Origin of the sequence: Paenibacillus sedimenti (assembly GCF_014534655.1) — a bacterium.
GTDB classification, from domain to species: Bacteria; Bacillota; Bacilli; order Paenibacillales; family NBRC-103111; genus Paenibacillus_E; species Paenibacillus_E sedimenti.
Map to the genome: position 1 here is coordinate 699,515 of NZ_JACVVD010000002.1, position 24,001 is coordinate 723,515.

Here is a 24,001-nt window from a genome sequence, read left to right on the forward strand (position 1 = left end):
AGGCCTCCGAAATAAAATTTTACATAGCGAGTAGACAACGAGAAGTTTTTTACATATAATGAGAAATGTACCACTAACAAAAACTGGTGAAAGGAGTGTTTGATAATGAACAACACAATGACAGTAGCGATGATTGCGGCGGCCGCAGAGGTACTCGTCTCCTAACTGAATATCATTCATCGAATAACCGTTCACCTGAATTTGTATAATTGCATATACAACCGACAGGCACGATTATGGTCGTGTTTTTTTTATTCCATTTTTCGAGAATGGTATGAGGTTTAGGGGTCATGAAGATACTCTCTGCAAATTTAATTAGAGCAAAGTTAACTTTGATCGAACAATTTGAGGAGGTTCTCATCCATGAGTTACAAGAACGGGAAGGACGTTCTTCCCCCTAACCTATTGAAACAATTACAAGAATATATCCAAGGTGAAATCGTATATATCCCTAAGAAGGAGCAAAAACGCGCCGGCTGGGGAGAAAATAATGGAACACGTATTATTATAGAACGCAGAAATCGGGAAATTTTCCGCATGTACCAGAACGGTTCTACCGTTATGGAACTGATCAAGGTCTTCCATCTATCGGAAGACAGCATTCGCAAAATTATCGTGAAGACACGTGAATTAACGGCAAACCAAGCGTAGAAGCAGCGACCATTGAGTTGCTGCTTTTTTCTTTTTCTGCCGTTTTACTATGTTATATTTAGCGTATTCGGTAATAGGGGGAGAGATCATGATTTCAGTTTTTGTTTACGGTACGCTTTTAGTTGGAGAGAGCAATCATCAGGTTGCGGCTCCTTTTGTCCTTTCCGTGCAGCCTGGGGCGGTTCGCGGCCGTTTGTATGATGTCGGACTCTACCCTGCATTAGTCCTGTTCGAAGACGGTCAGAACGATGCGCAGGATCATTTCGTTGTCGGTGAATGGTTGGAAGTCACGGAAGAAGGACTGAAAGCCATGGACATGCTCGAAGATTATTATGGACCGGGAGCGGCATCCAACGAATATGAACGGGTGTGGGTCAGGGATATGAACACCTCAAGAGAGGGCTGGGTTTACATTTGGGAAGAGACAAGCGGTCTTAAGGAAATAGAGAGCGGCTCTTGGAAAGAACATCGTGCACGATGAAAAAAGAGCCAGTAATCGGCTCTTCTAATAAATATCTCAACCTTTGGCAATCTCAAAAAGGCGTTTCTTGATGTTATCCGTACATACGCCGCCATGATAGGTGATGATAGTCGCTATGTCTAAGGCAAGCAGTTTGGCAACTGACTTCAGTGCTGTCGGCATGTCCGGTGTAAAGTTCGGATTCGGAGGCATTATGGTCCCATCTTGTGAGGTCAGTGCATCCCCGCTAATCAATGTCTTGCTAGGCTTATGATACAAGCTGATATGATCCGGAGTATGGCCAGGGGTGTAGAGGACTTGAATGCCGCCGCAATAAGGGAGCACGTCACCATCCTGCAGGGTAACATCTACTTGGGTAGGCGGGACGAGCCTTTTACTTTTTATCGTAGGCACTTCCCCCAAGATGTACGGCTTGGCAAGTTCGTGTGCGAGGACTGCGATACGTCCCTCTGACGCATTGACCAGATCCGGTAAGCTCCCGATATGATCCATATCGTGATGCGTGATGATGATTTTGGTCAGTTTTTCAAAAGGAAAGTCTGCTTCTGCAAGTGCTTTGTGAATGACTTCAAGCTGGCCGGGGATCCCCGTATCCACGAGAATCACATCGTTCTCATCCCATAGCAGTGCGGCATGAACGACAAATGGATTTCCATTTGCGTCCATTTCTAATAAGAGTGGTTTAATTCCTGCGCATGGTGCCAATCGTTCCACCTCCAACCTGAATACTAATCTAGTTATTCTTATTGTAATGGTTGAAATTCTGAAGATCAATTTTGAACAAATCGGTTCCTTGCTTCGACACAAAATGCTATAATTAGTCATAATTCTACAGGTTGAGGAGAACGCCATGTCTTTTCAAAAAATATTGCTCGCTGACGATGAAATCTCGCTTCGCTTTCTGCTTATGGAAACGCTCTCCGATGAAGGTTACGAGATCACGGAAGTTGAAGACGGTCAGCAAGCGATAGAGCAATTGCAAAAAGAATCTTACGATTTAATTATTCTAGATTATATGATGCCGGAGCGGACGGGCGTTGAGGTCTGTGAATGGCTTCGTCGGAGCGATAATGCCAATCGGGACTTGCCTGTCATTCTTTTGACTGCCAAGGCGCTTGAGAAAGATAAAGAGAAAGCGAAAGCGGCAGGGGTCACGACCTATATCGTGAAGCCTTTCAGTCCTCTTCAGCTGCTGGATACGGTTCAACAATTGCTGGAAGGGTGAACGCCATGCTCGATTCAGATAAAGATGCCAGAATTATGAGGCAGGGAAGAAAGCTGTTCATACGTGAGTTTCAAAAACAACTGGAACAGCTGCAATCTTTGCTTATGAATATCCCGGATTCCCCGGAAGTGGACGATATGCAGCAGTTTTATCGGATCGTCCATACGCTGAAGGGAAGCGCACCCGTTTTTGGGTATCAACGCATCGGCAAACTAGCCGAAGACCTTGTACGTGCTTGGGAATGGACGCAGTCTCTTACACCAGCAAGCGAAGGCACCCTGTTGGTCATGTCGACAATAGCAGAAAGCGCAGCTGCGAGTCAAGTCGCTTTGCGGCAGATGAACATGGAATACAACATCTGTTTGACGGAGCTTCAAATGGACGACCAGCAAAACCCAGGCGGTGGTTCTCTGCTCGGGACGCTAAAAAGCCGGCTGCTGCTTGTTGATGATGATGAAGTGCTGCGTTCGTATTTGACCCGCAGGCTTCAAATGGACGATTGTATCGTCGATGAAGCGTCTGACGTGGAAACAGCCAAGAAGTTGCTGCGCGAGCACACGTATGACCTCGTTACGTTGGATTTGATGATGCATCCTCAGTCCGGGTATGAATTGTTTGAGTTTCTTAAGGAAGACCCGACCTTAAAGTGGCTTCCGCTGATCGTGCTTTCAGGGCGCAATGACTTGAATGATAAGGTTCGTTGTTTCCAACTGGGCGCCGATGATTATGTAATGAAGCCTTTCCAATATGAAGAGCTGGCGGCAAGAATCTATAGTCTGTTAAAAAGAACCAAAAATTTTGAACAGCTTGCTTTTCGGGACCCGCTTACCGGGGTGTTCAATCGGCGGTATTTTGATCTTCAAATTGGGATGGAGCTGCAGCGCATAGAGCGTTATCCGGCTCCGATTTCTCTTGTTTTCATAGATATTGACCGGTTTAAAAGTATTAATGACGGCTACGGCCATCATGTCGGCGACTTGGTCCTTCAGGGCTTGGCGCACTTGCTGCAGGTCAATTTGCGATCGACGGATTTGCTGGCGCGCTTTGGCGGCGAGGAATTCGTGATCGCCCTTCCGAATACGACGGCTGAGCAAGCGATACAGATCATGCAGGGCATCCTAGATAAAGTTCGGTTAAAACCGGTTGCCCAGTACGAAGGACACTTGTTCTCTATCACATTCTCTGCAGGTATCGCCGCATGGGAGCCGGGATTGCCTGTTGCGGAGTGGATTAGCAAAGCGGACGAAGCGATGTACCATGCCAAGCAGCAAGGGAGAAATCGCGTAGTTGGCGCTCAAGAATGCATAATTTCAGATGGATCTTCCCAAACATCAACAAGCCCCGCTATGAAGAAGCGTTTGCTCATCGTTGATGACGATCCGATTCTGCGGTCAATCTTAACATCGCACTTGGAGCATTTACCGATAGAAATTACGCATGCTCCGGATGGGGAAGAAGCGCATCGCTTGCTTCAAGAACGTACGTTTGATGCATGCATCTTGGACGGGATGATGCCTAAGCTGGATGGCTTTCATTTGCTGGAGCTGCTGAAGAACAATTCGAACCCGGTACAGCGTGAGCTGAAGGTACTGATGCTGTCGGGGAAAAAGAAGGAAGACGATCTTGTTAAAGGATTTCAGTTGGGGGCGGATGACTATATGACGAAGCCGTTCTCGCTGGTCGAGCTTGAAGCGCGGGTCAAACGCTTAATGCAGCTAGAATAAAAGAACCCCATAAAGTGACGTGGTGCCTTCGAATTAACAAAAGGGGAGCCGGGTTTATGCCCACTCCCCTTTTGTTGTATAGATCGTTTTGCCCACGAGATTCCATGTCGAGCAAGCGGTACCTAAATGGGTTTTCGCCTAGGCTACTTTCTGCTAGAGTAGAGTGTATAAATGTGATCCATCGAATTAACTATACACGTATAAGGAGAGGGGCTGTACCGATGTCTGATAAAGAGGCACTCGTACGTTTCGGTATCTCGATGCCGCAATCCTTACTCGATCAATATGACCGGCTTATCGCCTTGCAAGGCTATGATAACCGCTCCGAGGCCATCCGGGATTTAGCGCGGAAAGCACTGCTCGCATCGAGTGCGATGCAACCGGACGAAACGGTTGCCGGAACGATTGTCATGGTTTACGACCATCATGTGAGTGACTTGCCGATCACGTTAATGGAGCTTCAACATGATTACCATCATGAGATCATTTCAACCATGCATATCCACTTGAACCACCAACAATGTTTGGAAATTTTAGTTGTCCGCGGTAAGGTGCATCAGCTGAGAGAACTGCAGCAACGCATTCAAGTGCTCAAGGGCGTCGGGTATGCGGAGCTGTCCGTCACGCACGTGGATGAGCATCATCACGAACAACATTAACCCAAACGGGGTTCTGGAACTCCTTCATTACATCCTTAGCATGCTGCTTACAATGGAGTTGATAACTTGCGGGTACGTACAATCCCTATACTTTTATTCCTCGTATTCATGCTGTTTTTCAGTCTCCTTGGAGCTCCAGTGGCGAGCGCAAGCGGTATTCTGGAACTGAACGATTCCAAAAATGAATACGATTTGACCCCGTATATAAGTGTGTTAGAAGACAAAGAAAATCGTCTGGTCGTTTATGATTTTTTACAACCAGAAATGTCTGATCGTTTCGTAGAATCAACAGGTAACACGCTGAGTTATGGCTATTCTTCATCTAATTACTGGGCAAAATTGAAGATCCGCAATATTTCTAATAAAGAAGATTGGCTATTGGAAATCGCATATCCCCCCATGGATTCCGTTGAGATGTATGTGATGGATGGATCCAACACCGTCGTCCAAAAGCATGCGGGAGACGATAACCCATTTCCCAACAGGGAAGTGAAAAATCGTAACCTTGTGTTCAAAGTCCCAATTAACCAAGGGGATACGTTAGAGCTGTATCTGCGCTTTCATAGCCAAGGTTCCATGGTAATGCCAATGAAGATCATACACCCGGTCTATTTCGCGCAAAAGGAGCAAACGTCCTATTTGCTGCTTGGCGGATATTACGGAATTATCATCATTATGTCGATATATAACAGCTTTCTGGCATTTTCCTTCCGGTCAAAAGTGTACCTTTATTTTGCTTTGCACTGTACCTCGTCTTTACTGATGTTCTCTACCTTGAACGGGATTTCTTTTCAATTCATATGGCCGGAAGCGGTGTGGTGGAATTCACGGGCGGCGGTTTGTTTCCTTTGTTTAAGCCATATTGCTGCGCTGCTGTTCGCAAGGAATTTCCTGCCGATTCGTTCCATATCGAGTAAGTTGAATCCCCTGTACAATCTGTTTATAGGCTTTGAAATCCTTAACATTTTTCTACTGGCGGTCAATTACACGCTCGCGTTACAAGTCTCGATGATCAAAATATTGTTATACCATCTTCTTATGGTTGTCCCGGGAATCCAAAGCCTGCGGGCCGGCTTCAAGCCTGCTTGGTATTATCTGTTCGGGTGGGGTATATTTTTGATTTGCGCGATACCGACCATGCTTACAGACGCAGGATTCATTCCGATGTCACGCTGGACCATATTTGGTGCGCAGATCGGTTCGACGCTGGAAACGTTAATCTTATCCTGGGGGCTTGCGAATCAGATTCAAAGGATGCGCAAAGAAAAAGACCTGGCTGTGGAGCAAATGCAAGAAAGCCGCAAATTGGCGGAGTCTGATTTTCTAACAGGGCTGTACAACAGGCGCTACTTCATGAACATGTTTGCTTCTAAATTAGGGTCAAACGAACACGATTCTATGGCATTCCTGATTTTGGATGTGGACCATTTTAAGCAGATTAACGATACGTATGGACACGATGCCGGAGATATCGTCCTGCAGAAAATTGCCGCAGTCCTGAAACAATGCTTTCGTCAAAGCGATATCATCAGCAGATTTGGCGGTGAAGAGTTCATCGTGCTTATGGCGGATACGAATATCCATCAAGCCCGGTATAAGGCCGAACATTTGCTGGTTATGATCCGCAACTCCCCTTTTGATACCGGTAAGGAGCGGATATATTGTACGATTAGCATCGGGATTACTGAATGGAAGAAAGGCGACAAGGATGATTTTCAACATGTGCTTCGTAAAGCCGATGCGGCGCTCTATGAAGCAAAGCGATTGGGAAGAAACCGGATATGCTTGGCGGATTCGTAGTTCCGTCCATTTTTTGCTAAGATTAGTTAAGTTGATGCTTACGAAGCTAGTTTTCTTGCGAAAACTCTAAGGAGGTGCGCTCATGTCTCGTAAATATTTCACAGTAGAAGAAGCCAACGGAATGCTCCCGACTGTCGATCAGGAATTAAGGAAGATCCAAGCATTGAAATTCGAGTTCGAAGACAAATATATGGAGCTCCGCAGAAGGAAGAATGATGCCGCTGGGGAAATGGGAGGAGAGAAAGATCCGTTCTTCTTCATGGAGGCAGAGCTTGAGTTCTTACAAATTGAAGCGCGCAGTCTTATTCAGGGCTTTCAGCTCAAAGGCGTGGAACTCAAGGATATTGATACGGGTTTAGTTGATTTCCCGGCGTTGATCGATGGCGAAGAAGTATTGCTTTGTTGGAGGCAGGGAGAAGAAGCCATTGAGTATTATCATAGCAAGCACGAGGGGTTTGCCGGGCGCAAGCCGATATCGGAATAGAGGAGTTCATCATGCGATTAAATCGTGGTTTCAAATGTATCCGGCTTCGGCCGGCCGTTCTTTTATTTATGCTCGCTGCGGCAATGATTTGTTCGGTTATTGCACCGCAGCAGGCTTCTGCACACGCTTCCTTGGTACAGGCAACACCTGAAGCGGACAGCAAGCTGCAGGAGTCGCCCGCAGCGGTAACCATCACATTTAACGAACGTTTGGATGAGGGGCTTTATTATATTAAGGTCTTTGATCATACAGGTGACGAGGTTACGCGCAATAAGGCGCAGATGAACGCAGAGCAAACCGGCATTGAGCTTAAGCTGCCTAAGCTGCAAGAAGGCGTTTATCTGATCAGCTATCATGTTATTTCGGCGGACGGACATCCGGTAGGCGGAAGTTACCCGATTACGATAGGCAATCCTCCGCAAGAAGATGCTCTTGATTTGCCAAGAGCTTCTATAAGCCATCAACATGGCGGCGCGGGTCCTTTGAGCACAAAAGAGATGCTTCAATACGCATTTCGCGGTGCATGGTATTTGATGGTTTTGGCGTTAGCCGGCTGGGTTTGCTGGTTAAGGCTGCCGGGTCATAACGGAGCTGAAGTTAGGAAATCGCTGGCTTCATGGACCTTAAATATACAACGCGCTCAGCTGCTTGCACTGCTTCTGCTCATTTTTACCCATATTGAAGACCTGCTGGGCGGCGGGGGCGCCGAAGAAATATGGAAGCTGTTCAGCGCTACGAATGTCGGTATTTCCTGGCTGCTGCTTTTAGCCCTATCTTTTATAGGGTTCGTACTCGTTGGCCGATTCGTTTGGCTGGATATTCTATGGGCACTTTGTTTATTGGCTGCAAAAAGCTTCAGCGGCCACGCGGCATCCTTTTCCCCGGCAGGGGTAACGGTAGGGTTGGATTTCATCCATCTGGCAGCTGCCGCTCTGTGGGTTGGAGGCTTGGTGCTGCTTATGGTGAAATGGAGTCAACATCAGGAGATAGGTTCCTTTATGCGGACATTTTCGAACATGGCCCTTATCTCCATCCTTGTGCTGACGATAACCGGATCTGTTTCCGTGCTGATATTCTTACCGAACTTAAAATACTTACTATACGGTTCATGGGGGATCGTGCTGCTGTTGAAAATCGGAGCGGTGCTGCTGGTTGTGGTCATCGGTTTCGTACTTCGCACATTCATCCGAAAAAAGAAGGAGCAGCAATCACACCTTTGGTTGAAGATTGATTTGACCTTCATGGTCATCATTATGCTGCTGGTCGGCATTCTCACTTATGTGGCGCCCATCCCGGCGAATACGCCTTTAACGTGGCATCAGATGGGTGAGAAAGTGCACGTGTCTGCGGATATTACACCTAAAGTACAGGGGACGAATACCTTTGTAGCCAAAGTATGGCTGCCTGAACAAGCTGGGACACCGAAGCAAGTGCTGATGATTCTCCGTTATCAGGATGACGAAGAGATTGCTCCGATTTCAGTGCCCATCGTACCGTTTGAGGATAAGACGCAAGAGGAATCTTACGGCTTCAAGAAATATAGTTACAAAGTTTCCGGTGCTTACCTACCGTTCCGTGGGAATTGGGACTTGGAGATGCGCGTCATGGATAAGGAAGATAATGAAACGGTGTACCACAAAACATTTATCGTATATTAGCAATGAAATGAAAGCAGGTGGCCTGGGATGGCTTGGCACAATGTTTTGGATACGGAGCAATTGACTGTGAAGCTGGATGATCAGGATGCAGCGGCGCTGCAGGAAATCAATGATGGCGGCATCTCGCCGAATTATGTAACGATCCGTTTGGCGGAAGCCGAAATCGATGAGTTGGTAACGGCGTTACTGCAAATCAAGCAATCGATTCAGCGGTTTTAAAAGAACGGTTGAACAAGGATCATCCTTGCTCAACCGTTTTTATTTTTCTCTCCATTCCCCCTATCTCGTTTGCAGAAAAATAGATTATTCAACTTTTTTAAGGAAGAAAATTAACCTAGTATTTCCGGCCCCCCATATATAATAAGCTCATACAAAGAAATGACCTGGGGGGAGAAACGATGCAGCATGCATTAGTGCAGATGGAAGGGATCGAGAAACGATTCCCGGGCGTACATGCTTTGAATCAGTGCCGTTTCGAGTTGCTGCCAGGCGAAGTGCATGCCCTGGTAGGCGAAAATGGAGCCGGCAAGTCGACGATGATGAAGATTTTGACCGGCGTCTATCAAAAGGATGAAGGCACGATTCGGTACAAGGGAAATGAAGTCGATATTCCCCATACCAAAGCGGCGCAAAACATAGGGATCAGCATCATCCATCAAGAGCTTCATCTGATGCCGGATTTGACAGTCGCCCAAAACATCTTTATCGGAAGGGAGCCGCGGAAGAAAGTCAGGCTGTTCTTGGATGAGGAAGCGCTGAACAACCAAACGCAACAATTGTTCGAACGCATGAATCTTCAAATGGATCCAAGGACCAAGGTGGCTGATCTAACCGTAGCCAAACAGCAGATGGTCGAGATTGCGAAAGCGCTCTCTTTTAACTCTGAAGTGCTGATCATGGATGAGCCGACGGCCGCTTTAACGGATGCTGAGATCGACGATCTGTTCCGCATCATCAAGCAGCTTCGCGCAAACGGTGTTGGAATCGTTTACATCTCGCACCGTATGGATGAGTTGAGGCGGATCACAGATCGGATCACCGTTATGCGGGATGGCTGTTATATTGATACCGTTTCGACGAAGGATGTCACGATCGATCAAATTATTGCCATGATGGTCGGACGAGAAATTCAGAATGCGACCAAACCATTCATTGAAAAGGTTAGCGATGTGAACGTGCTTGAGGTCAAAAACCTAAATCGCGGTTCGATGGTTAAAAATGTGAGCTTTCATTTGAAAAAAGGCGAAATACTCGGCTTTGCCGGACTGATGGGCGCGGGACGAACGGAAGTCGCACGTGCGATCTTCGGAGCGGATCCGTGTGAATCCGGAGAGATTTGGATACACGAACAGCAAGTCTCGATCCGCAATACCAATGATGCCGTAAAGCATGGAATCGGTTACTTGTCCGAAGACAGGAAACAATACGGACTTCTGCTCGAGATGGATGTGAAAAAGAATATTGCTTTAGCGACGTATAACCACTTCAAAAGCAATTTTGGTTTCATGAATGATTCCAGAATCCGTCAAAACGCGGAGCATTACGCGGAAACCTTGAGAATAAAAACACCATCGGTGGATCAAACGGTCAAAAATTTATCGGGCGGCAATCAACAAAAGGTCGTAATCGGCAAATGGCTGACCCGGGATTGCCAAATCCTCATTTTCGATGAACCGACAAGAGGCATTGACGTTGGCGCGAAAACGGAAATTTATCGCCTGCTGGAGGATTTGGCTGCCCAAGGGAAGTCGATCATTATGATTTCCTCGGAATTGCCGGAAGTGCTTCGCATGAGTCATCGGATCATGGTTATGTGCGAAGGCAAGATCACAGGAGAACTAAGCAGCGAAGAAGCGACCCAAGAGAATATTATGAAATTTGCGACAGCACGTTAATAGGGGGAATACCGGAATGAAAGCGATTATAGCAAGACAAGCGTCAACTGGAAGCGCTACTCAGAAAATATTGGCATTCGCAAGCTTGATTGCGCTCGTACTCATATTCTCTTTGTCTTCAAGCAACTTTTTGCAGTTCGATAATGTGATCGGGATTATGCTTTCAACAGCCGTTATCGGCATTTTGGCTTTAGGCTCTACGTTCGTTATTATCACCTCGGGGATTGATCTCGCGGTCGGAACGGTCATGACGTTCGCTTCTGTAATGGCCGGTGTCATGATCACGGTATGGGGATTGCCTATGCCGCTTGGCGTAATTGGCGGTATTGCTGCCGGAGCTGTGTGTGGTCTAATCAGCGGATTAGCGGTTGCAAAAATGCAAATACCGCCATTCATCGCCACCTTGGCCATGATGATGATTACCAAAGGACTTTCCCTCGTTATCTCGGGAACGAAGCCGATTTATTTCAATGATACTCCGGCATTTTCGAAAATAGCGATGGGCTCGATCATTCCCGGCATCGAAATTCCAAATGCGATCTTGATCTTTTTTGGGATTGCGATATTGGCAAGCATCTTGTTATCCAAAACGATTGTCGGCCGATTTACCTTTGCGCTGGGCAGCAACGAGGAGGCAACCCGCCTATCCGGTGTAAATGTAACCGCCTGGAAAATTGCCATCTATACGATTACCGGTGTATTTAGCGGGATTGCCGGGATTGTTATGGCATCAAGGCTGAATTCGGCGCAGCCCGCTTTAGGTTCAGGATATGAGCTGGAAGCCATCGCGGCTGTCGTCATTGGAGGAACATCTCTCAGCGGCGGCAAGGGTTCAATTCTTGGCACAGTTATTGGCGCGTTAATTATGAGTGTGTTGACCAACGGCCTTCGGATTCTTTCTGTTAAACAGGAGTGGCAAACCGTCATTGTCGGTCTTGTTGTCATACTGGCCGTATATGCCGACATTATGCGCCGTCGCAAAAAGTAAATTGAATTCGGTATGACTTCCTTTCAGGAATTTAATACAACCAAACATACGTTAGGGGAGAATAAGGATGAAAATGTTATCAGCTAGAAAGAAAATGATTTCTGCAGCAGCTTTCATGTTACTCGCTACGACTGTACTGGCGGCATGCGGTACGACCAAACCCGCACAAGCTCCGGCGACAACGGGAGCGGCAGCTACAACGGCTGCTAAAGCAGGTACTGAGAAAATGTACATTCCTGTTATTTCCAAAGGTTTTCAGCATCAATTCTGGCAAGCCGTGAAATTAGGCGCAGAGAAAGCAGCGAAAGAATTTAATGTGGAGATCACATTCGAAGGACCTGAAACCGAGCAGCAAGTGGATAAACAAATCGAAATGCTGCAAGCTGCGCTTGGCAAAAAACCTGCGGCTATCGCTTTTGCAGCGCTGGACAGCAAAGCGGCGTCCCCTTTACTGGAAAAGGCAAAAACGTCTAAAATACCGGTCGTCGGGTTCGACTCCGGCGTAGATAGTGATATTCCCGTAACTACAGCCGCAACGGATAATAAAGCCGCGGCAGCGCTAGCCGCAGACAAGATGGCTGAGTTAATCGGCAAAGAAGGCGAAATCGCGGTCGTTGCACACGACCAAACGAGCCGCACGGGTGTTGATCGCAGAGACGGGTTCACCAACCGGATCAAAGAGAAATATCCGAATATCAAAATCGTCGATACCCAATATAGCGGCGACCAATTGAAAGCGACGGACTTAACGAAAGCTATTTTGCAAGCGCATCCGAACGTCAAGGGCATTTTCGGTACCAATGAAGGTGCAGCGATCGGTGTTATCAACGGCGTAACGGAATCTAAAAAGGACGGCAAGGTCGTTATTGTCGGCTATGACTCCGGTAAGCTGCAAAAGGATGCGATCCGCAGCGGTAAAATGGCTGGAGCTATCACCCAAGATCCGATCGGTATCGGGTACTGGGCGGTGAAAGCTTCCGTGCAAGCGGTCAAAGGTGAAACGGTTCCGAAGAGCATCGATACCGGCTTCCATTGGTATGATAAAACCAATATTGATTCGGCCGAAATTAAGCCGCTGCTATACGATTAAAATCAAAAAACCTTCCAGAGCCATTAATCGGCTCTGGAAGGTTTTTCTATGGAGCTAGAACAAGCTCCAATCGAATTCTTGCGACAGCTTGCCAAGCAGGTGAACGCCGGCAGTGCTGTTGCCTTTGTTGTTCAACGCGGGTCCGACCACACCGATGCCGTAGCGTCCCGGTACCATGGTGAGAATACCGCCGGACACGCCGCTTTTGGCGGGCAGCCCGACGTTCATAGCGAATTCGCCGGATGCGTTATACATGCCGCAGGTAAACATGAACGTCTTGGCGATTTGTACAAAACGGCGTGGGATCAATCGCTGATTCCGGATCGGATCGAAGCCGTTATGAGCCAGTACAAGCGCCATTCTTGCCAAGTCGGCGCAGCCCACTTCAACCGAGCAATGGCTGAAATAAACCTCAAGGACATCCTCGACATCATGATGCAAAACACCGTTGTCCTTGAGGAAATAAGCCAGCGAACGGTTGCGGTGAGCGGTGTCGGATTCAGACTTGTGGACGTCCTGATTAATATCCAGCGTCCCATTGTCAGCAACCTCCCGAAAAAAATGGAGAATGCGGTTCGTTTGCTCATCCGGGCTGCTGCCTGCAATGAGTGAAGAAATGGCGATAGCGCCCGCATTGATGAGCGGATTGAAAGGAATGCCCGGCTCGACCAGCTCCAGCTTCAACATGGAGTTGAAATCGTCTCCAGTAGGCTCCATGCCTACCTTGGAGAACACGACCTCTTCGCCGCGATCGATCAGCGCCAAAATCAACGTAAATACTTTAGAAATGCTTTGCAGCGTAAAGCGGTATTCATGATCGCCGCTTTTTGCGGTATTGCCTGCGGCGTCCATAATACAGATGCCGAGAACATCCTTCGGCGCGCTTGCAAGCTCCGGAATATAAGCTGCTACATTTCCATCTTCGGTGTACTTTTTGCTTTCCTCGAGCCATTCCGGTAAATGCTTATTCAGATGTTTCCAAGTCTCGGCATGCTGGTTCTCGATGCTCATAAAAAGTCGTTCCTTCCTTGTCCCGTCCTATGCCTTCCATGCTTGAGGATGGTTGTCGCTGATGAGCTCTGTTGCGCTTGCGTTTGCGATCACTTGCTCCGGATTTTTGCAGCCTGGAATAACGGAAGTCACAGCATCATGCTTCAAGCACCAGGCGAGCGCCCATTTGGCCATATCCATGCCTTCAGGCACTTCTTCTTTCTGTATGCGCTGCACTTCTTCCAACTTCAGGCGCGTTGCCTCCTGATCGTGACGATGGCGTACATCCGTTGCGCCAAAGACGGCACCCGGCTTGTACTTTCCGCTTAGATAGCCGCTTGCCAGCGGAACCCGAGCCAGAACTCCCAGATCCTGACGCTGGCAGGATGGAAATACGAGCTCTTCAGGAGCTCTATCCAGTCGGTTGTAGACGACCTGAATGGCCTGAGAATTCACTTTGCTTGAGGCATCCGTTTGATGGATATTGGCGTTACTGCCAATAGAGGTCCCCAAATGGCGGATTTTTCCTTCTTGAATCTGTTTGTCTAAAGTCGTCCAGAGCTCGTCATTATCAAAAACCGCATCGGGTCCGGAATGAAATTGGTATAAATCTATGTAGTCCGTTTGCAACGCTTTAAGTGACGCATCAAGCTGCTTAACGACATCTTCAGCACTAAAGCTGTCCGTACGAGTGAAGCGATCATGGAAATGGTGCCCGAATTTTGTAGCAACCACCCAATCTTCGCGCTTACGCCGCGATAAATAACAGCCGATGAAAGATTCTGACAAGTGGTCCCCATAACATTCTGCGGTATCAATCAGGTTGATGCCAAGCTCTGCTGCCTGATCCAAAATAGCATCAGCCTCAGCTTGCGTATAGTCCAAACCCCATTCTCCGCCGAACTGCCAAGTCCCAACGCCAACGATGGAAACCTTTAATTCCGTCTTTCCGAGTCTGCGATATTTCATAGCGATTCACTCTCCTTTTTAAGATCATTAAACGATATAGCTTGCTCGATGTCAAAAGAAACTCGCTGAACAAAATGCTCCTGCCTCAAGAAGAGGATAGGAGCATTTGCCATGTCGCTTATGCAAGACCTGTGGAAACTTCCGTTTCGGATTTGGACTTTTTGGATTTACGATCGGATATTTGGATATTCCCGATGAAGAACGTGAGCACCGCACCGAGAAGAACGAACACTAAGCCGATAATGAACACCTGGTGAAGTGAGGTGACAAGCGCTTCTTTCAAAATAGGAAGCATATGTTCCACGAATTCCTTCGGCATTTTTGCCAGCGTCTCAGGGCTGAGGAGAGAAGAATATAAGCCCTGCGGGTTCTTATGAATCATATCCGTCATTTGATTCGCCATCTCACTTGCTTGTTCCGGCAATTGTTTGACGACGGGCGTTAAGTTTTGCTCCAGCAGAACAGTCGATTTATGATTCATGACAGCGCCAAGGATCGTCATACCGAACGTACCGCCGATTTGACGGAAAAATTGGCTGGATGATGTAACAACGCCAAGCTCGGATTTAGGGAAGCTTTCTTGCAGGGCGAGCGTCAAGATCGGCATAACCAAACCCATTCCTAAGCCCAATATAAGCATGTAGCTGGATGCAAGAAGCTTGCTAGTTTCCATACCCATTGTACTGAGCAAGTAGAACCCTGCTGCCATGATAAGCATACCAGTTAGCATTTGCTTACGTACCCCGATCTTACTGATAAACTGACCGGATACCATACTTGCAATAATCATTGTAATCATCAATGGCGTCATCACCGTACCGGATGCTGAAGCGCTAATACCAACGATACCTTGCATGAAGAGCGGTACGAACATGATAGCGCCGAACATACCGACAGACATCAGGAAGCCAACACCGTTGATCGTCGTAAAGGTTCGATTTTTGAACAAGCGAATCGGAAGAATCGGCTCTTTGGCTTTGCTTTCAATAAAGGCGAAGGAGACTAGAGACACCACAGCCAGTACGAAAAGGCCAATGATTTGCCAAGATCCCCAGGCATATTCATTTCCGCCGAACGTCAAGGCGAGCAATAAGCTTACTACACCGATAATCATCGTTAAAATACCAGGAATATCAATTTTCACGCCGCCAGCGGTTTTATGTTTAGGCAGAGCGATAGCAATTAAAATAACGGCTAAGATTCCAACAGGCAGATTGATATAGAAAACCCAGCGCCAGTTCAATGAGTCAACGATCCAACCGCCGACTTGGGGGCCGACAACGGTAGCTAGTCCGAAGATGGCACCGAAAACCCCTTGCCATTTGGCACGCTGTTTACCCGTGAACAAATCCCCGATAATAATCATGGCCATCGGCATCATAATACCGCCGCCAATTCCTTGCAGGCGCGGAACCAGATGAGTTCCGTCATGTTTTGAGCTAGACCGCACAGCGCTGATGCACCGATAAAAATAATTAAACCAGTTACATAAACGACGCGGCGTCCGATCAAATCGGCAAGCTTACCCGCGATAGGTACGACTACAGTTGAAGTCAGCATATAAGCTGTCGTCAGCCAAGCCATGAGACCCAGTCCGCCGAATTCACCTACGATTTGCGGCATCGCCGTTCCGACAATGGTCCAGCATGGCGATAATAAGTCCTGTTAGCAGTAAACCTCGGTTTTTAAGTGCTGGAGTCGTTTTCTCTTCTAACGGACTACCCGTATTTGTTTGTATGTTTTCCATGTGTACGACTTCCACTCCTTTTAAATTTCTGTTTTTGAATAAAATGCCGCCAGCTTCTCAAAAGCTTCCACAAGAGTAGCGAGTTCTTCCGGCGGAAGCTGAGATAAGCCGCGAGCCAAAACTTCTTTGTGAACATCTTCTGCTTTCTTCAAAACCTCTTCGCCAAGAGGGGTCAAATCCACTAATACGATCCTTCGATCCGATTCGTGATGCTTACGTATTACATGGCCGCTTTGCACAAGTCGATCAATCATGACCGTAATTGCACTTGGTTTCACGCCCATTTTCTCGGCAAGAAGTGTTTGTTTCGGCGTACTCTCTTTTCTAATCATGTATAACATGAAAAATTGAGGCATCGTCAAATCGGATTCCAACTTTGCGAATACCGCATGACTGATCCTTCGATGTGTTAACTCAAATGCGGTGCGGAATCGATCCATATCCGACGATAGCAGCTTCTCTTCCATAGCGTCACTCCTAACCTATCCTAATGATACTTAAATGAGGAAATAATTAAATTAAATAAATATTAAATCATATAATATTTAAATTGTTTAAATAAATAATACAACGCAGACATCCAAGTAGTCAATTGAAAAAATGCCCAAGCTCATCCTCCGACTTGCATATCGTGCGTATCTTGCATATAATAACTGATAAATATACGTGAAATGCTTTGACGGAGAAGAGTACGCAGTGCTTCTTGACAGGGAGGGAGAGCCGGAGATTGAGAGCTGTCCCCGAGAATCAGGCTGCTGAAGTTCGCTCCCGAGCAGTCCTTTGAACGGAAGGTCATCATCTTCTTAAGTAGAGGGAACCGGACACACAATCGTCCGTTATCTGGAATGAAGTGAGATTCGCCCCCAAGGTGAATCTAATTAGGGTGGTACCACGGCTTTTTCGTCCCTTGTCCGGGATGGAGAAGCCTTTTTTTGCGTTTATTTAGTTATTTAATATTTTTCGTGGTCCCCACAAAGTAATGTATAAACACTTATCGAAGTAAGTCGAAGAAGCTTGACCGCTTTAAGCGGAAAGTTTAGACGCCGACCGGACTGTTGCTCGATGCGGACGGACTATGCTTCGAAGCAGCGCGTCACTTTGCGGGGTAATATTAGGAGGGATTTGGATGAAAGAGCGGTTAGAAGCTTTAAAGCAAGAAGCACTGCAGGAACTTAGCGGCGTGCAAAGCCAGCAGGAGCTGAACGACCTGCGCATTAAGTATCTGGGTAAAAAGGGTCCTTTGACCGAAATTTTGCGCGGCATGGGCGCATTAAGCGCTGAAGAAAGACCGGTGATTGGTCAAGTAGCGAACGATGTTCGTGCAGCAATCGAGACCGTCATTGAAGAGAAGCAAGCTGCCTACCAGCAGCAGGAGACAGAAAATCGTCTACGCGCGGAAATGATCGACGTCACGCTGCCGGGACGACCATCACAGCAAGGAGCTGTCCATCCTTTGAGCAAAGTCATTCAAGAAATTGAAGATATTTTCATCGGGATGGGCTATACCGTTGCGGAAGGTCCGGAAGTTGAGCAGGACTACTACAATTTTGAAGCGTTGAACTTGCCAAAAGATCATCCGGCACGCGACATGCAGGATTCGTTCTATATTACGGAAGAGATCCTGATGCGCACCCAAACTTCGCCCGTTCAAGTCAGAACGATGGAAAAACGCAAAGGTGAAGTGCCGATCAAAATCATTTGCCCGGGTAAAGTATATCGCCGTGACGATGATGATGCGACACATTCCCATATGTTTACGCAAATTGAGGGACTCGTCATCGACCGTAATATCCGTATGAGCGACCTCAAGGGTACACTGCTTCAGTTTGTTCAAGAGATGTATGGAAAGCAGACCAAGATTCGTTTGCGTCCCAGCTTTTTCCCATTCACCGAGCCTAGCGTCGAGGTTGACGTCAGCTGTGCGATGTGCGGAGGCGCTGGCTGCCGGACTTGTAAGCAAACCGGCTGGCTCGAAATACTTGGAGCGGGCATGGTGCATCCGCGCGTACTGGAGATGGGCGGCTATGATCCGAAGGAATATACCGGATTTGCTTTCGGTATGGGCGTTGAGCGGATTGCGATGCTGAAATACGGCATCGAGGACATTCGCCATTTTTATACGAACGATCTGCGGTTCTTGAAGCAGTTCTTGCATATATAGGGAAGAGGAGTTGTTGGAACCATGAAGGTATCTTATCAATGGTTATCGGAATATGTGGACGTATCCGGATATACAGCGGAGGAATTGGCGGAAAAGCTGACCCGAAGCGGAATTGAAGTCGATATAGTTGAGGATCGCAATAAAGGCGTAACGAATGTACTGGTTGGTTTTGTAAAATCCCGCGAAAAACACCCTGACGCAGATAAACTTAGCGTTTGTATCGTCGACGTAGGTCAAGACGAAGACCTGCAAATCGTTTGCGGCGCCAAAAATGTGGACGCCGGACAAAAGGTACCTGTGGCCGTCGTTGGAGCAGTGCTTCCTGGCGGACTGCAAATCAAACGCGCCAAGCTGCGCGGCGTCGAATCCCAAGGCATGATCTGTTCAGCCAAGGAACTCGGGCTGAATGACAAAATGCTGCCGAAGGAAATTCAGGAAGGCATTTTGGTCCTTCCGGAAGATACGGCCGTCAGCAGTTCTATTCTAGATGTGCTCGCAATCAACGACAAAGTGCTGGAGCTCGATCTGACTCCTAACCGTTCTGATTGCTTAAGCATGCTTGGAGCCGCCTATGAGATCGCCGCAATCCTGGGCCGGGACGTCAAGCTGCCCGATTCGGAAGCAGCGCTGCAAGCCGCTGGATCGGCTGCAGGCAGAGCCGCTGATCGCATCAGCGTGAATATCACAGCGACCGAGCAGTGCACGCACTACGCGGCTCGCCTGATCGAAGGCGTACGTATCGGCACCTCGCCGCTGTGGATGCAAAACCGCTTGATGGCGGCAGGTATCCGCCCAATCAATAACATCGTCGACATCACGAACTTTGTGATGCTGGAATATGGACAGCCGCTTCACGCATTCGATGCGGATCGGCTCAATAATGGTCACATCGACGTTCGCCTTGCCCAACCGGGCGAAAAGCTCGTCACTTTGGACGATGTGGAACGTACGCTGGAACCACATATGCTGCTTATCACCGACGGCACGAAGCCGGTTGGGATCGCCGGCGTTATGGGCGGCGCCAACTCCGAAGTGACCGAAGGCACAACGCGGATCCTGCTCGAATCCGCGAAGTTCGCTGGCAGCTCCGTGCGCCGCACCTCGCGCCAGCTGGGCCTTCGCTCCGAAGCGAGCCTTCGCTTCGAAAAAGAAGTGAACCCGGAAGCGGTGCTTCCGGCATTGAACCGCGCTGCTGCCCTGATGGCCCAGTATGCGGCGGGTCAAGTCGCGGACGGCATCGTCGAAGCCGCGAGCGGCACCCACAAACCGGTCCGCATCGAGCTCGACACGGACCGTGTCAACAACTATCTCGGTACCGGCTTATCGCTGCCCGAGATCGCTCAAATCCTGGACCGTCTGAATTTCACTCACGTACAGACGGGCGAAAAACAGCTGCTCGTACACGTGCCGAGCCGCCGTGGAGACATCACCCGGGATGTCGATTTGATCGAAGAGGTAGCACGCCTCTTCGGATACGATAACATCCCGACAACCTTGATGAGCGGCGTGACGACGCCTGGCTCGTTGACCAAAGAGCAGTCGATCCGGCGCATTGCGCGGAATCTCCTGACCCAAAGCGGGCTGCATGAAGTCATAACGTACTCCTTCACGCATCCGGACCAAACGTCATTGCTGGCAGGTTTGTTCCCTGCCGCGAAGCCGGTCTCGCTCGCGATGCCGATGAGCGAGGACCGCAGCGTGCTGCGCACCAGTCTGCTTCCGCAGCTGCTGGAGGTTATCAGCTATAACCGTAACCGCAGCATGGACGATGTAGCGATCTTTGAAATCGCAAAAGTGTACACAACTGAAGAACAGACACTAGCTGCTCAGCCACAAGAGAAACATCTCTTGTCCATTGCATTAACAGGCAAACGCCGTCATTCTCATTGGGCGCAAAAAGCAGAATCCGTTGATTTTTACGACATCAAGGGGATCTTTGACCGTCTCGTGAGTTACCTGGGTATCGAAGGGCTTGAGTATGTATCTGCGGCACCAGCCGGTTTCCACCCGGGTAGGACAGCAGAGCTATATCTGAACAGCGCGAACGGCAAGCAGCTTATCGGTCGGGTTGGACAGTTGCATCCGGCACTGCAGCAGCAGCGTGATCTCGATGATACGTATGTGCTGGAGATCGAGTTACCACCGCTAGTGGCCGCAGCAAGCGATACGATTGTTTACAAACTGCTTCCTAGATACCCGGCTATCGGGCGTGACCTGGCAGTTGTGGTGAATGCGAATGTACCTGTCGGCCATATGGAAAACACAATTCGCCGCGTAGCCGGAGAGTTGCTCGAATCCATTCAAGTGTTTGATATCTACACGGGTGAGCGTCTGGGCACCGGACGCAAAAGCGTTGCGATCGCACTCGTTTACCGTCACGCTGAGCGGACCCTGCTCGATGAGGAAGTGACTGAACTTCACGCTAAAGTCGTTGCGGCGCTTGAACAGGAATTTGAGGCCGAGTTAAGAAAATAGTGTGACTTTCAGCATATTGGCAGGAAAACAGGCTGGTCTTATCGAATTTGATGTCGATAGGACCAGCCTTTCATCTTAAGGGAGGAAAAAGAAGCGTGAGCTCTGAAGAAAAAACGAGAATTACCGTTGATATATATGGCAACCAATACAAATTAATGGCCAGCACAAGCACAAATTACATGAAGCGTGTGGCCGAATACGTGAACGATCAAATGTTTCGCATAGCGAAAGGTTATCCTCGTCTGGATTCCCAACGAATCGCCGTACTTGCAGCCGTGAATATGGCAGATGAGTGTTTCCGCATGAACGAAATGGTCGAACAGCTTAACAAAGCTCACAAAGAACAAGAAACCTCACTAGCAGGCTATGAGAAATTGCTTCAAGCTTACAACGAACTGAAGCAGGAGCATGAGAAACAAAGCTTGCTGATTCAGCAGCACCAAACGGATAGGGAGACACTTCTTCAACAGTACCGGGAGGAAAAAGAAACCTTAGTTCAGCAGTACCAGAGGGAGAAAGAGGCACTCATTCAACAGCATCTGGCTGATCAAGAAGGACTAACACATAAGTATTCTCAAGAAAAGCAGAGCATCGTAGAGCAGTATCAAGCCGACAAAGAAACGGCCACGGCTCAGCATCAAGAAGAGAAAACCAGCATCATCCAGCAATTCCAAGAACAGCAGGCCGGTATCGTGCAGCAACTCAATGAACAAAGAACCAGTATCATTCACCAATACCAAACGCAAATCGACGCTTTACTTGAACAGCACCAAAAAGATCGAGAAACGCTCGCACAGCGCTTAATTGACGAAAAAGAGCAGCTGCTCGCACAAGCGCAGAGAGAAAAAGAAGAGCTTATGCAGCAAACGCTTCACGACGAAGCGCTTCAGAGGGAGCTTCACAGAGTGCAGGATGAATACAAGGAACTGCGTGAAGAGTATGCCAAACTCCAAACCGAATACAATGAATGGATCCAGTTAGTTGAAACCGATACCCCTGGAAGGTAATGGCGAGTGGCGATGAATACCTTAGATTACGTCATGTTGGCTATTGTAGCCTTAGGTCTGCTCCTAGGTTATTTGAGGGGATTGATTGCCCAGATCGTTTCGATTTCAGGTTTTATCCTCGCCTATTTAGTTGCGTTCTATTTTTACCGGGACTTTGCCCCCTTGCTCCGAAACGCGGTCTCAATTCCTACATACCAGAACTATCAAAAGTATGAATTCATCGTAAAAGGACTGAACCTGGATACCTATATATTAAATGCTATTGCCTTTGCCATCCTATTTTTTGGCGTCAAATTCGCACTCGTCATCATAGGCAGAACCTTGAATGTGATTGCAAAAGTCCCGGGCCTTAACTTTATCAACCGCTGGAGCGGCGCCCTGCTTGGACTGGCCGAAGCGCTGCTGATTATCATCATTGCCGTTAATGTCATGACAATCGTACCCTCGGACGGCCTTCAAAAGCTTCTTGCCGATTCATCCATTGCCCCTTACTTAATCAACGAACTGCCCAATGTTGCAGGGAAACTTCAAGAGCTTTGGAAACAGGGTATTCCAACATAAAAGCTGCCCCTCCTTTTGAGATTGAAGGTGGCGCAGCTTTTGTTAATTTGATTACAAAAAGTAAGCGAGTTACTGAAATATCGTGGGACTGAGGGGGGATTCATACTTCGAAAAGCAGTTTTCTGTAACATCTGCAAAAACTGAACTTCACATTATGAAAAGACACAATGAAACTTGCAAGTAGTACCGGGTAAAAATCTCTCATTTAATCCTAACACTCAAGCCCCCCAAAAAATCCTGATGAAACCTTGACCCACACGGATCCAACCCACACGAGCCCAGCCCATACGGAACCAACCCATTCGGAACCCAGCCCATACGGAGCCCAGCCCAAACGGGGCCCAACCCACACGGAACCCAGCCCATACGGAGCCCGACCAACACGGAACCCAACCTATACGGAACCCAACCTACACGGAACCCAACCCACACGGAACCCTACCCATACGGAGCCCAGCCGACACGGAACCAACCACACGGAGCCCAGCCGACACGGAACCAACCACACGGAGCCCAGCCGACGCGGAACCAACCCACACGGAGCCCAGCCCATACGGAACCCAACCCACACTGAACCCAACCCAACCCGAACCCCCCCCCCCCCCCCCCCCCCCCCCCCCCAACCCCCCCCCCCACCCCACCCCCAACTTAAGCCTCGGTCATTTTCAAAAATCAATTACACTACTCAATCTTCATTTTTGTAGTTATTACAGAAACTAAGCAATTCAAGTTTAAAACATGTATAATTGGGAAAATGTTCTAAAAATAGATTTACATAAGAACTTATGTTTGGTATAATTAAAAAAAGAAACAAATGTTCCTATTTTTGTGTTCGAGGTGAAATCATGGCTTTTCTCTTTTTTGATTCGTTTGAGCAGGATTTCCGGACGGAGTCGGACTGTGAGGACTATTTAATGAAAAAGCGTTGGTCTAACGGATTTTGCTGTCCGAACTGCGACAATAACACTTTCTACAAAATTCAGACACGCAATTTATTGGAATGTAAAGAATGCAGTGTTCAAATATCATTAACAGCAGGGACTGTTATGCACAATTCCAAGTTATCTTTATTGCTTTGGTTTCAGGCCATACAAGCTCTTATTCGAAATGATCAAAACCATACGATATCATCGTTAGCTAAGTTGTTAGGCGTGAATTATCGTACAGCCAAGTTATTAATTGCTAAGATTCAATTGGCCTTACATAAAGATCAAACCCAATTAGGTTCCAACGCTCAGAAATCACAGAGAGCGGATATTCAACATGAAAATAAGCACTCAGCCACAAAGAAAGGTGCCGTAAATCTCCGCAAGTTCTACTTCCAAAATTCCAGAAGCGTTACATTTCCTGAGGAGATTTTGTTCACCAAGTGGATGAGTGCTTTCTTATCCGTTCGCTTATTTCCTATATTTTTAAAATGTTACAAGGTGTTGTGA

21 protein-coding genes, 1 pseudogene and 1 other annotated feature are annotated in these 24,001 nt (G+C 47.9%); of the genes and pseudogenes, 17 read left to right on the plus strand and 5 right to left on the minus strand.

Annotated features, from left to right (window positions below; genetic code table 11):
• The first annotated feature begins 363 nt into the window (after positions 1–363).
• Together ICC18_RS07855 and ICC18_RS07860 are read left to right on the plus strand one after the other, a co-directional pair.
• Positions 364–651 (plus strand): CD3324 family protein, encoded by a 288-nt coding sequence (locus ICC18_RS07855; RefSeq protein ID WP_188173799.1) that lies wholly within the window; start codon positions 364–366, stop codon positions 649–651.
• A gap of 88 nt (positions 652–739) precedes the next feature.
• On the plus strand, positions 740–1,132 hold the full coding sequence (locus tag ICC18_RS07860; protein ID WP_188173800.1) for a gamma-glutamylcyclotransferase family protein: 393 nt from the start codon (positions 740–742) through the stop codon (positions 1,130–1,132).
• 36 nt (positions 1,133–1,168) lie between these two features.
• Here ICC18_RS07860 and ICC18_RS07865 read toward each other — a convergent pair whose 3' ends face one another.
• Complete coding sequence (locus ICC18_RS07865; RefSeq protein ID WP_223192387.1) at positions 1,169–1,837, minus strand: MBL fold metallo-hydrolase; 669 nt, start codon at positions 1,835–1,837, stop codon at positions 1,169–1,171.
• 145 nt (positions 1,838–1,982) lie between these two features.
• Between ICC18_RS07865 and ICC18_RS07870 the strand changes: the two genes are divergently transcribed.
• The 10 genes from ICC18_RS07870 (at position 1,983) to ICC18_RS07915 (ending at position 12,655) form a co-directional block, all read left to right on the plus strand.
• Positions 1,983–2,357, plus strand: coding sequence for a response regulator (locus tag ICC18_RS07870; RefSeq protein WP_188173801.1), 375 nt, complete (start codon positions 1,983–1,985; stop codon positions 2,355–2,357).
• A 5-nt stretch (positions 2,358–2,362) separates the two neighbouring features.
• Positions 2,363–4,081, plus strand: coding sequence for a response regulator (locus tag ICC18_RS07875; RefSeq protein WP_223192388.1), 1,719 nt, complete (start codon positions 2,363–2,365; stop codon positions 4,079–4,081).
• A 221-nt stretch (positions 4,082–4,302) separates the two neighbouring features.
• Complete coding sequence (nikR, locus tag ICC18_RS07880; protein WP_188173802.1) at positions 4,303–4,740, plus strand: nickel-responsive transcriptional regulator NikR; 438 nt, start codon at positions 4,303–4,305, stop codon at positions 4,738–4,740.
• Between the two features lie 66 nt (positions 4,741–4,806).
• The gene (locus tag ICC18_RS07885) at positions 4,807–6,540 is read left to right on the plus strand and encodes a sensor domain-containing diguanylate cyclase (RefSeq protein ID WP_188173803.1); all 1,734 of its coding nucleotides are present in this window, start codon (positions 4,807–4,809) and stop codon (positions 6,538–6,540) included.
• 82 nt (positions 6,541–6,622) lie between these two features.
• A complete protein-coding gene (locus ICC18_RS07890; RefSeq protein ID WP_188173804.1) occupies positions 6,623–7,024 on the plus strand; it encodes a DUF2203 domain-containing protein in 402 nt (133 codons plus the stop codon).
• 11 nt (positions 7,025–7,035) lie between these two features.
• On the plus strand, positions 7,036–8,682 hold the full coding sequence (locus ICC18_RS07895) for a copper resistance CopC/CopD family protein (protein ID WP_188173805.1): 1,647 nt from the start codon (positions 7,036–7,038) through the stop codon (positions 8,680–8,682).
• Between the two features lie 27 nt (positions 8,683–8,709).
• Positions 8,710–8,901, plus strand: a complete 192-nt coding sequence (locus tag ICC18_RS07900; protein WP_188173806.1) for a hypothetical protein — start codon at positions 8,710–8,712, stop codon at positions 8,899–8,901.
• Positions 8,902–9,080: 179 nt separating this feature from the next.
• A complete protein-coding gene (locus ICC18_RS07905; RefSeq protein ID WP_188173807.1) occupies positions 9,081–10,577 on the plus strand; it encodes a sugar ABC transporter ATP-binding protein in 1,497 nt (498 codons plus the stop codon).
• Positions 10,578–10,593: 16 nt separating this feature from the next.
• Positions 10,594–11,565 carry an ABC transporter permease gene (locus ICC18_RS07910; RefSeq protein WP_188173808.1) on the plus strand — a complete coding sequence of 324 codons (972 nt, stop codon included), beginning with the start codon at positions 10,594–10,596 and terminating at the stop codon, positions 11,563–11,565.
• Positions 11,566–11,680: 115 nt separating this feature from the next.
• Positions 11,681–12,655, plus strand: coding sequence for an ABC transporter substrate-binding protein (locus ICC18_RS07915; RefSeq protein ID WP_376745614.1), 975 nt, complete (start codon positions 11,681–11,683; stop codon positions 12,653–12,655).
• Positions 12,656–12,709: 54 nt separating this feature from the next.
• On the opposite strand, the gene glsA is transcribed toward ICC18_RS07915, so the two are convergent.
• From glsA to ICC18_RS07935, 4 genes and pseudogenes are all read right to left on the minus strand, one after another.
• Positions 12,710–13,666: a glutaminase A gene (gene glsA, locus ICC18_RS07920; protein ID WP_188173809.1), complete on the minus strand. Its 957-nt coding sequence runs from the start codon at positions 13,664–13,666 to the stop codon at positions 12,710–12,712.
• 27 nt (positions 13,667–13,693) lie between these two features.
• Entirely contained in the window at positions 13,694–14,614 is a 921-nt protein-coding gene (locus ICC18_RS07925; protein ID WP_188173810.1) for an aldo/keto reductase, read from the minus strand.
• A gap of 118 nt (positions 14,615–14,732) precedes the next feature.
• A pseudogene (locus ICC18_RS07930) lies at positions 14,733–16,262 on the minus strand (MDR family MFS transporter).
• A 119-nt stretch (positions 16,263–16,381) separates the two neighbouring features.
• Positions 16,382–16,828, minus strand: coding sequence for a MarR family winged helix-turn-helix transcriptional regulator (locus ICC18_RS07935; RefSeq protein ID WP_188173811.1), 447 nt, complete (start codon positions 16,826–16,828; stop codon positions 16,382–16,384).
• A gap of 200 nt (positions 16,829–17,028) precedes the next feature.
• Positions 17,029–17,272 (plus strand) — a binding site (T-box leader).
• 215 nt (positions 17,273–17,487) lie between these two features.
• On the opposite strand from ICC18_RS07935, the gene pheS reads away from it, so the two are divergent.
• The 5 genes from pheS to ICC18_RS07960 all read left to right on the plus strand — a co-directional run bounded on the left by pheS (position 17,488) and on the right by ICC18_RS07960 (position 24,001).
• Complete coding sequence (pheS, locus tag ICC18_RS07940) at positions 17,488–18,522, plus strand: phenylalanine--tRNA ligase subunit alpha (protein WP_188173812.1); 1,035 nt, start codon at positions 17,488–17,490, stop codon at positions 18,520–18,522.
• A gap of 21 nt (positions 18,523–18,543) precedes the next feature.
• Positions 18,544–20,997: a phenylalanine--tRNA ligase subunit beta gene (gene pheT / locus ICC18_RS07945; RefSeq protein WP_188173813.1), complete on the plus strand. Its 2,454-nt coding sequence runs from the start codon at positions 18,544–18,546 to the stop codon at positions 20,995–20,997.
• Between the two features lie 95 nt (positions 20,998–21,092).
• Positions 21,093–22,004, plus strand: a complete 912-nt coding sequence (zapA, locus tag ICC18_RS07950) for a cell division protein ZapA (protein WP_188173814.1) — start codon at positions 21,093–21,095, stop codon at positions 22,002–22,004.
• Between the two features lie 12 nt (positions 22,005–22,016).
• Positions 22,017–22,565 (plus strand): CvpA family protein, encoded by a 549-nt coding sequence (locus ICC18_RS07955; protein WP_188173815.1) that lies wholly within the window; start codon positions 22,017–22,019, stop codon positions 22,563–22,565.
• Between the two features lie 845 nt (positions 22,566–23,410).
• Positions 23,411–24,001: a transposase gene (locus tag ICC18_RS07960; RefSeq protein WP_223192390.1), complete on the plus strand. Its 591-nt coding sequence runs from the start codon at positions 23,411–23,413 to the stop codon at positions 23,999–24,001.